Consider the following 1735-nt stretch of genomic DNA (forward strand, 5'->3'; position numbering starts at 1 on the left):
TTCGACACGGCGCTCAGGATCGAGCAGCGCTATTTCACCGAGATCATGCAGTCGAAGGAAGCGGCGGCGATGATCCGCTCGCTGTTCGTCTCGCTGCAGGAGTTGAACAAGGGCGCCCGCCGCCCGGCCGGGGTCGCGGACACCAAGTTCAAGAAGATCGGCATTCTCGGCGCCGGCTTCATGGGCGCCGGCATTGCCTATGTCACCGCGAAGGCCGGCATTCCGGTCGTGCTGCTCGACCGCGACATGGCCTCGGCCGAGAAGGGCAAAGCCCACTCGGACAGCCTGATGGCGGATCAGGTCAAGAAGGGCCGGGCCAAGCCGGAGGACAAGGACAAGCTTCTGTCGTTGATCACGCCGACGGCCGACTATGCCGACCTCGCCGGCTGCGATCTGGTGGTAGAGGCGGTGTTCGAGGACTCGGCGGTCAAGAAGGAAGCCACCGAAAAGGCTGAGGCGGTATTGAAGTCGTCGGCGATCTTTGCTTCCAACACGTCGACCATACCGATCACCTCGCTGGCCAAGAACTCGGCGCGGCCGAAGAATTTCGTCGGCATCCATTTCTTCTCGCCGGTCGACAAGATGATGCTGGTCGAGATCATCCTCGGCAAGAAGACCGGCGACAAGGCTCTCGCCGTCGCTTTCGATTTCGTGCGCGCCATCAAGAAGACGCCGGTCGTCGTCAACGACACACGCGGCTTCTTCGTCAACCGCTGTGTGCTTCGCTACATTTCGGAAGCCTACAAGATGCTGATCGAGGGCGTTCCGGCGCCGATGATCGAAACCGGCGCCAAGGCGGCCGGCATGCCGGTCGGGCCACTGGCGCTCAACGACGAGACCGCCGTCGACCTTGCCCAGAAGATCATGAAGCAGACCATCAAGGATCTCGGCGAGAAGGCCGTCGACGCCCAGGAGATGGCGCTGATCAACACCATGGTCGACACGCATGGACGGCTGGGACGCAAGAACGGCAAGGGCTTCTACGACTATCCGGCCAAGCCGGCGAAGAAGAGGCTGTGGCCAGGCCTCAAGGACCTCTATCCGCAGCTCAAGCCTGAGAAGGTCGACTATGATGAGCTGAAGCAGCGCCTGCTGGTCACCATCGCGCTGGAGGCTGTCCGGGTGATGGAAGAGGGCATCGTCACAGATCCGCGCGAGGCGGATGTCGGTTCGATCCTCGCCTTCGGCTTCGCGCCCTTCACCGGCGGCGTGCTCTCCTACATCGACGGCATCGGCGCCAAGCGTTTCGTCAAGATCGCCAAGGGCCTGCAGAAGAAGTACGGCGCCCAGTTCAAGGCGCCGAAGCTTTTGCTCGACATGGCCGAGAAGGGCGAGGCCTTCTACGAGCGCTTCGACCCTTACCAGAAGGGCGAGGTCAAGCAGGCCGCCTGACAGCCAGCGACGGATGTCTGCGCCTTTGGCGCGCACAGGGGCCACGGTTTAAGCCGTGGCCCTTGTGTTGTTAACCGAGCCTCACTTCGTAGGAAGCTCAAGGCCGAGGCGTTTTCCGATCAATGTTCGGCCCGGAAGGTTTTGCCGAGATCGACCGCGTCCCCGAAGTAATGCCGGAATACGTAGAACAACGGATTCCATTGCGCGGTGTCGATGTAGTTCGTTCCCGGCACGACGATGCTGCTGTGTGCATGAACGCGCCGTACGTCCACCTCGATGATAAGGTTCGTCGAGGCTGCGCCGGGCTGCTTCGCGCTGCGATGACAGGTCAGCAGTTGCGCTT

General features: G+C 61.9%; 1 protein-coding gene and 1 pseudogene. One reads left to right on the forward strand and one right to left on the reverse strand.

Annotation, left to right across the window (positions count from 1 at the left end; genetic code table 11):
- Positions 1–1392 (forward strand): 3-hydroxyacyl-CoA dehydrogenase NAD-binding domain-containing protein (locus Q0L57_RS14410; RefSeq protein ID WP_296743672.1); only part of this gene is annotated, 1392 nt, incomplete at its 5' end.
- A gap of 119 nt (positions 1393–1511) precedes the next feature.
- Here the strand turns inward: Q0L57_RS14410 and Q0L57_RS14415 are convergent.
- A pseudogene (locus Q0L57_RS14415) lies at positions 1512–1735 on the reverse strand (flavin reductase family protein); the annotation flags it as partial.

This window comes from Mesorhizobium sp., from assembly GCF_024509055.1.
Classification (GTDB): domain Bacteria; phylum Pseudomonadota; class Alphaproteobacteria; order Rhizobiales; family Rhizobiaceae; genus Mesorhizobium.